9 protein-coding genes are annotated in these 6,448 nt (G+C 74.0%); 4 read left to right on the forward strand and 5 right to left on the reverse strand.

Translation table 11 applies throughout. The features are described from left to right. Positions 1 to 938 (reverse strand): cbb3-type cytochrome c oxidase subunit I (locus GT045_RS00745; RefSeq protein WP_202526762.1); only part of this gene is annotated, 938 nt, incomplete at its 3' end. 162 nt (positions 939 to 1,100) lie between these two features. Here GT045_RS00745 and GT045_RS00750 point away from each other — a divergent pair. After that, positions 1,101 to 1,466 (forward strand): DUF6479 family protein, encoded by a 366-nt coding sequence (locus GT045_RS00750; protein ID WP_237538241.1) that lies wholly within the window; start codon positions 1,101 to 1,103, stop codon positions 1,464 to 1,466. Between the two features lie 58 nt (positions 1,467 to 1,524). Here GT045_RS00750 and GT045_RS00755 read toward each other — a convergent pair whose 3' ends face one another. Together GT045_RS00755 and GT045_RS00760 are read right to left on the reverse strand one after the other, a co-directional pair. Beyond that, entirely contained in the window at positions 1,525 to 2,109 is a 585-nt protein-coding gene (locus GT045_RS00755) for a hydrolase (RefSeq protein WP_161287677.1), read from the reverse strand. 36 nt (positions 2,110 to 2,145) lie between these two features. Then, on the reverse strand, positions 2,146 to 2,583 hold the full coding sequence (locus tag GT045_RS00760) for a MarR family transcriptional regulator (protein WP_161287678.1): 438 nt from the start codon (positions 2,581 to 2,583) through the stop codon (positions 2,146 to 2,148). 208 nt (positions 2,584 to 2,791) lie between these two features. On the opposite strand from GT045_RS00760, the gene GT045_RS00765 reads away from it, so the two are divergent. Genes GT045_RS00765 through GT045_RS00775 form a run of 3 tightly spaced genes read left to right on the forward strand, consistent with a single transcriptional unit; the run spans position 2,792 to position 4,931 of the window. After that, positions 2,792 to 3,802 (forward strand): SDR family oxidoreductase, encoded by a 1,011-nt coding sequence (locus GT045_RS00765; protein WP_161332963.1) that lies wholly within the window; start codon positions 2,792 to 2,794, stop codon positions 3,800 to 3,802. A gap of 9 nt (positions 3,803 to 3,811) precedes the next feature. Then, positions 3,812 to 4,312, forward strand: coding sequence for a metallophosphoesterase (locus tag GT045_RS00770; protein ID WP_161287680.1), 501 nt, complete (start codon positions 3,812 to 3,814; stop codon positions 4,310 to 4,312). A 22-nt stretch (positions 4,313 to 4,334) separates the two neighbouring features. Beyond that, the gene (locus tag GT045_RS00775) at positions 4,335 to 4,931 is read left to right on the forward strand and encodes a GNAT family N-acetyltransferase (protein ID WP_161287681.1); all 597 of its coding nucleotides are present in this window, start codon (positions 4,335 to 4,337) and stop codon (positions 4,929 to 4,931) included. 132 nt (positions 4,932 to 5,063) lie between these two features. On the opposite strand, the gene GT045_RS00780 is transcribed toward GT045_RS00775, so the two are convergent. Together GT045_RS00780 and GT045_RS00785 are read right to left on the reverse strand one after the other, a co-directional pair. Further along, positions 5,064 to 5,798, reverse strand: a complete 735-nt coding sequence (locus tag GT045_RS00780; RefSeq protein WP_161332964.1) for an SRPBCC family protein — start codon at positions 5,796 to 5,798, stop codon at positions 5,064 to 5,066. Positions 5,799 to 5,815: 17 nt separating this feature from the next. Beyond that, on the reverse strand, positions 5,816 to 6,448 hold a 633-nt coding region (locus GT045_RS00785), incomplete at its 5' end, for an XdhC family protein (RefSeq protein WP_161332965.1).

Below are 6,448 nucleotides of genomic sequence, written 5' to 3' on the forward strand. Positions count from 1 at the left end.
CCGGTCGCGAACATGTGGTGCGCCCACACCACCGCCGACAGCATGGTGATCGAGACGGTCGCGCCGATCATCGGCACGTAGCCGAACAGCGGTTTGCGGGAGAAGACCGGGATGATCTCCGAGACGATCCCGAAGAACGGCAGCGCCACGATGTACACCTCCGGGTGCCCGAAGAACCAGAACAGGTGCTGCCACAGCAGCGCGCCGCCGTTCGCCGCGTCGAAGACGTGCGCACCGAACTTCCGGTCCGCCTCCAGCGCCAGCAGCGCCGCCGTCAGCACCGGGAACGCGGGCAGGACGAGGATCGAGGTGAACAGCACGTTCCAGGTGAACATCGGCATCCGGAACATGGTCATGCCGGGCGCGCGCAGGGACATGATCGTGGCGATGAAGTTCACCGCGGTCAGCGTCGTCGAGACGCCCGACACCACCAGGCCCATGGCCCACAGGTCACCGCCCGCGCCGGGCGAGAAGTAGGCGCTGTTGAGCGGCGCGTAGGCGAACCAGCCGAACGCCGCCGCCCCGCCCGGGACCAGGAACCCGGACACCACGATCAGGCCGCCGAAGAGGTACATCCAGTACGACAGGGCGTTCAGCCGCGGGAAGGCCAGGTCGGGCGCGCCGATCTGCAGCGGCATCACGGCGTTGGCGAAACCGGCGAACATGGGCGTCGCGAACAGCAGCATCATGATCGTGCCGTGGATCGTGAAGAACTGGTCGTAGCCCTGCTCGCTCAGTAACTGCAGTCCCGGCCGGGTCAGTTCGGCGCGCATGGCGAGCGCCAGCAGCCCGGCCAGCAGGAAGAAGCAGAACGCCGTGACCATGTAGAGACGGCCGATCACCTTGTGGTCGGTCGTGGAGACCCAGCGCAGCAGGGTCCGGCCCGCGCGGGGAGCGGGTGCCGAGTACCGGGCGGTGATCTCCGTGATTTCTGGCATCTGCGGCGATTCGGTCATCGCGGGTGACGCTACTCCCGGTGACCGCGGGCCCGCTCACGCCACGCCCGGCCCGTCCGGCGGTCCGGGCGCGGCCGGTTGCGCCGATCGGGGGAGGGGCGGCGCGCCGGGCATTGCCGGCGGTCCCCCGGGTACCCGCCGTCCATGAACACTGCCATGTACGAAGCGGCCGCAGGTGCGCAGGTCTTCGGATACGTCGTCGTTCTCGTGATCGGGCTGCTCTGCGTCGCCGGACTGATCTGGGCCGTCCGGCTCGGGATGAAGGTCCGCCGGCGCGAGCCCGGACCGCCCCGGCCCGAGGAGCAGCCGCGGCTGCCGGCGTCCGGCCCGGTCGGCGAGACGCTGGAGATGCGCGAGCCCGACGAGGTGCCGCAGGCCGGCGACGGGGAGCGGCTCACCCCCTACCAGACCGGCAACGTCGCCTCCAAGCGCGCCGACGACCAGCAGCGGATGCGCTGGTCGCCGGGTTCCAGCGGGTCCTTCGGCGGCGGTGGCGGCGGCCGGACCTGACGTCCGGCCGCACGGCCGCCCCGGCCGGCCGTCGCCCGGCGCTCGTGGCGGCGGCCGGTCAGGCGCGCGTCTTGGCCAGCAGTTCCAGGACCTCGGCGGTCGTACCGCTCTCGCCGAGCCGCGGGAAGATCCGCTCGACGCTGTTGGCGTGCGCCCCGGCGTCGGCGTCGGCCATGGCGTCGGTGGCGAGGGTGACGTGGTAGCCGTGCGCGTAGGCGTCGCGGGCGGTGGACTCGACACCGATGCTGGTGGCGATCCCGGTCAGCACGATCTGCGTGATCCCCCGGCGGCGCAGCTGGACGTCCAGGTCGGTGCCGTGGAAGGCGCTCCAGTTGTGCTTGGTGACCTGGATGTCGCCGGCGTGGCCCGACAGTTCGTCGACGACGACGTCCCAGCCCTCCGGGAAGGCGAGCCCGCGCGCCTGGCGCTCGGTGCGGCCGGGCACGGCGTCCGCCCCGTCGGCCGCGAAGGAGACCCGGACGAGGACCACGGGCAGCCCGTGGGCGCGGAAGGACTCGGCGAGCGCGGCCGTGCGGGAGACGACCTCGGCACCCGGGTACGGCTGGGTGGGCATGGCCACGATGCCCTGCTGCAGGTCGATCGCGACGAGGGCGGTACGGGGGTCGAGCGTGGTGAGCGACATGGGTCGGTCAGACCTTTCGGGTGGTTCGGGGGTGTGTCACGGCCGGGAGAGCCGGTCCATCAGCTCCAGCGCCGCGAGGACCGTCTGCCGCTCCTGTTCGGTGTAGCGGTCCTGGAAGGCGCGGGCCAGCCACTCCTCGCGCACCTGCTTGTTGCCCTCGACGCGGGCGCGGCCGGTGTCGGTCAGCGTGACCAGCTGGCGGCGGCCGTCGTCGGGGTCGGGGGCGCGGCGGATCAGCCCGTGCTGCTCCAGGGCGGCCAAGGTGGTGGCCATGGACTGCGGGCGCACGCCCTCGGCGGCGGCGAGGGCGCTGGCCGTGGCCGCGCCGTGCTTGCCGACCAGCGTGAGCGCCGACTCCTGCGAGGGGCTGAGGTCGGCGTCCTGCGCCACCTCCCGGATGCGGCGCCGCAGTCTGCTGAAGACCACACGCAGGTCACGCGCGGCGCGGGCGGCGGAGTCGGAGATGTCGGCCATGACGTCAGACTATGTCCGACAGGATCAGCTGTCCAGTTGAGACTGTTCAGTTTTGCCTGACTATTTGCCGGGTACTCGCCCGCCTCGGACAGGGCAGCTCGTCGGTGCGGAGCGGGCGGCACCGTACCGGGTCGGGTGAGGCGGTCCGGGCCGGCCGCAGGAACGGCCGTCACACGACAGGCCGACAGGTTCAGAAGGAGCGAGGATCATGCCCCCCACCGTCGTCATCACCGGAGCGAGCGCCGGCATCGGCCGCGCCACCGCCCGCCTGTACGCCCGGCGCGGCGCGAACGTCGTCCTGGTCGCGCGCGGCGAGGGCGGCCTGGAGGCGGTGGCCGACGAGGTCGCGGCCCTCGGCGGACGCCCGCTCGCGCAGGCGGCCGACATGGCCGACGCGACCCGCGTGGAAGCCGTCGCCGAGGCCGCGGAGAAGGAGTTCGGCCCCATCGACGTCTGGATCAACTGCGCGTTCTCCACCGTGTTCGCGCCGTTCGACGAGATCACCGCCGAGGAGTTCCGGCGGGTCACCGAAGTGACCTACCTCGGTTTCGTCAACGGCACCCGCGCCGCCCTCACCCGCATGCTGCCGCGTGACCGCGGCACGATCGTGCAGGTCGGCTCCGCGCTGGGGGAGCGCTCCATCCCGCTGCAGTCGGCCTACTGCGGCGCCAAGCACGCCATCAACGGCTTCACCTCCTCCCTGCGCACGGAACTGCTGCACCGGGGCAGCAACGTGCACGTCACCGTGGCCCAGATGCCCGCCGTCAACACGCCCCAGTTCCAGTGGGTGCGCTCCCGCCTGTCCCGGCACCCGATGCCGGTACCGCCCATCTACCAGCCGGAGGTAGCCGCGCGCGGCGTCGCGTACGCCGCCGACCACCCGCGGCGCAAGCAGTACTACGTCGGCGCCACCACCGTGGCCACCGTCTGGGCCAACCGGTTCGTCCCGGCCCTGCTCGACCGCTACCTCGCCCGGACCGGCTTCGACTCCCAGCAGACCGACCGCATCCCGCCCGCCGGCCTGGACAACCTCTTCGAACCGGTGGACCGCACCCCCGCCGACGACCAGGGCGCGCACGGTGCCTTCGACGACAGCGCCCACGCCCGCTCCTGGCAGGAGACCCTGGTCCGGCACCCCGTCGCCACCGCCCTCGGCACGGGCGCCGTGGCGCTCGGCGTCGCGCGCGGCCTGTCCCGGCTGACCGCCCGCGGCGCCTAGGCTGATGAAGTGCGCCTCCTGTTCATGTCCGACACACACCTGCCCAGGCGTGCCAAGCGGCTCCCGGAGCCGCTGCTCGCCGAACTCCCGCATGCGGACGTCGTGTTCCACGCCGGGGACTGGGTCGACACCGCCACCCTGGACCTGCTGGAGAGCCGCAGCCGCCGGCTGGTCGGGGTCCACGGCAACAACGACGGCCCCGACCTGCGCGCCCGGCTCCCCGAGGTGGCGTACGCCGAACTGGGCGGCCTGCGCTTCGGCGTCGTCCACGAGACGGGGCCCGCCCAGGGGCGGGAGGCCCGCTGCGAGGCCCGCTTCCCCGGCCTCGACGTCCTGGTCTTCGGGCACAGCCACATCCCCTGGGACACCACCGCCCCCGGTGGGCTGCGCCTGCTCAACCCCGGTTCCCCGACCGACCGGCGCCGCCAGCCGCACTGCACCTACCTCACGGCGACGGTCGCCGACGGGGCGCTCACCGACGTCACGCTGCACCGCCTGCCGCGGCGGTAGCGGGCCGTGGCATCATCCCCGGGTGATCAACAGCTCCGGGATACCCGCCGTCGTACCCGCCGGCCGTCTCGCCGCCGGCGCGCAGCCCGTGCTCCCGCTGCCCGGCGGCCTGGAACTGCGGCCCTGGCGCCTCGACGACGCCGACGCCGACGCCCTGCACACCGCCGGGCAGGACCCGGCGATCAGCCACTGGAATCTGTTCTCCGTCGCCGGCCGTGACGAGGCCCGTGCCCGGATCGAGCGCCTGCACGCGCGCCGGCGGGCCGAGACGGGGGTGATCTGGGCCGTCGCCCCGATCGGCGGGGCGGCCCTCGGGCTCGCCGGTCTGGGCGACGTCGATCTGGCGGGCGGCACCGCCGAGGTCGTCTACTGGGTGCTGCCCGAGGCACGCGGCGGCGGCATCGCGGTCGCGGCGACCCGGCGGCTCAGCCGCTGGGCCCTGGACGACCTGGGCCTGCACCGGCTGGCCCTCTGCCACTCGACGGCCAACCCCGCCTCCTGCCGGGTGGCGGAAAAAGCCGGATTCACCGCCGAGGGCACCCGGCGCGGCGCCCTGCTGCATGCCGACGGCTGGCACGACCTGCACGTGCACGCGCGCGTCGCCGGAGACCCCGAGTAGCGCCGCCGAGGGCACCCCCGGGCGCAGATCCGAGTACGTCCAGTGCGAGGGCCTACGCCCGGCGCGCCGAGAGCACGCACCTGACACCGCGAGGCCGCCCTCCGGGCGACGACGGGAATTGTCAGACAGGGCCTAGCGGCGGCGGGCCGTCCGGCAGGTCCGCCGGCGGCCCCGGGCCCGGGCCGGCCGGGTTCGTACGCGGTGCCGTAGGCGCGTGGCCAGCAGCGCGAGTACCGCGGCCGCCGCCACCGCGCCGGCGGCCCGCTTGGCCACCGGAAGTCCGGCCGCACGCAGCAGGTCCAGCGGCTCCGGCTCCTCCCGGGCGCCGGAGGGATCCTGCCGGACGGACGGTGCCGGCTCCCCGCCGGAGGGTGGCTGCGGTGCGGGCGGCGGTGCCGGCTCCCCGCCGGAGGACGGCTGCGGCCGTTCGCCCAGCCGCCGCGCCAGACAGGACGCGAACTGGCCCACCAGCCGGTCGCCCACCTCCGCCAGCACCCCGCGGCCGAACTGCGCGGGGCGTCCCGTCACCGTCAGATCGGTGCGCACCGTCACCGCCGTACCGTCCTCGCTCCCGGTGAGCGTGCCGGTGACGGTCGCCCTGGCCGTTCCCTGCCCCCGGGTCTCCCGGCCGCTCGCCACGAGCACCATCCGGTGCGCCGTCCCGTCCTGCTCCTCGAAGACCGCGGTGCCCCGGTAGGTCACGGTGACCGGACCCACCTTGACCTTCACCGAACCGGTCACCGTCCGGCCGTCGTAGCCCTCCACCGTCGCGCCCGGCAGGCAGGGGGCGATCCGGTCGACGTCGAGCAGTGCCCGCCAGACGTCGTCGACCGGGAGGGGGACGCTGAACTCGTGTTCCATCTCCATGGCTTCCTCCTCGCGACTCACGGGGCCGCGGCGGGTGGATGGATGGCCCCCGCGGTCGCGGTGAGCGGCACCCCGCTGCCGCCCCACCGCAGGGCGACGATCTCGGCGGCGACCGACACGGCGACCTCCTCGGGCGTACGGGCTCCCAGGTCGAGGCCGAGCGGTGACCGCAGCCGGGCCAGCTCGGCCTCGCTCAGACCGGCCTCGCTCAGCCGTGCGCGCCGTTCGTCGTGGGTACGGCGGCTCCCCATGGCCCCGATGTAGGCGGCCGGCCGGCGCAACGCCTCCTCCAGCAGCGGCACGTCGAACTTCGGGTCGTGGGTGAGGACGCAGATCACCGTGCGCTCGTCGGTGCCGGTGCCGCGGAGGTAGCGATGCGGCCAGTCCACGACGACCTCGACCGCTCCCGGGAAGCGCTTGGGCGTCGCGAAGACCGGGCGGGCGTCGCAGACGGTGACCCGGTAGCCGAGGAAGCCGCCGATGCGGGCCACCGCCGCCGCGTAGTCGATCGCGCCGAACACCAGCATCCGCGGCGGCGGCGCGAACGACTGCAGGAACAGCGTGACGGCGTCCTCGCGGCGCTCCCCGTGCGGCCCGTAGTGCCGCAGCGCCGACGCGCCGAGGGCCAGTTCGCCGCGCGCGTCGGCGGT

Source organism: Streptomyces sp. SID486, assembly GCF_009865385.1.
Classification (GTDB): domain Bacteria; phylum Actinomycetota; class Actinomycetes; order Streptomycetales; family Streptomycetaceae; genus Streptomyces.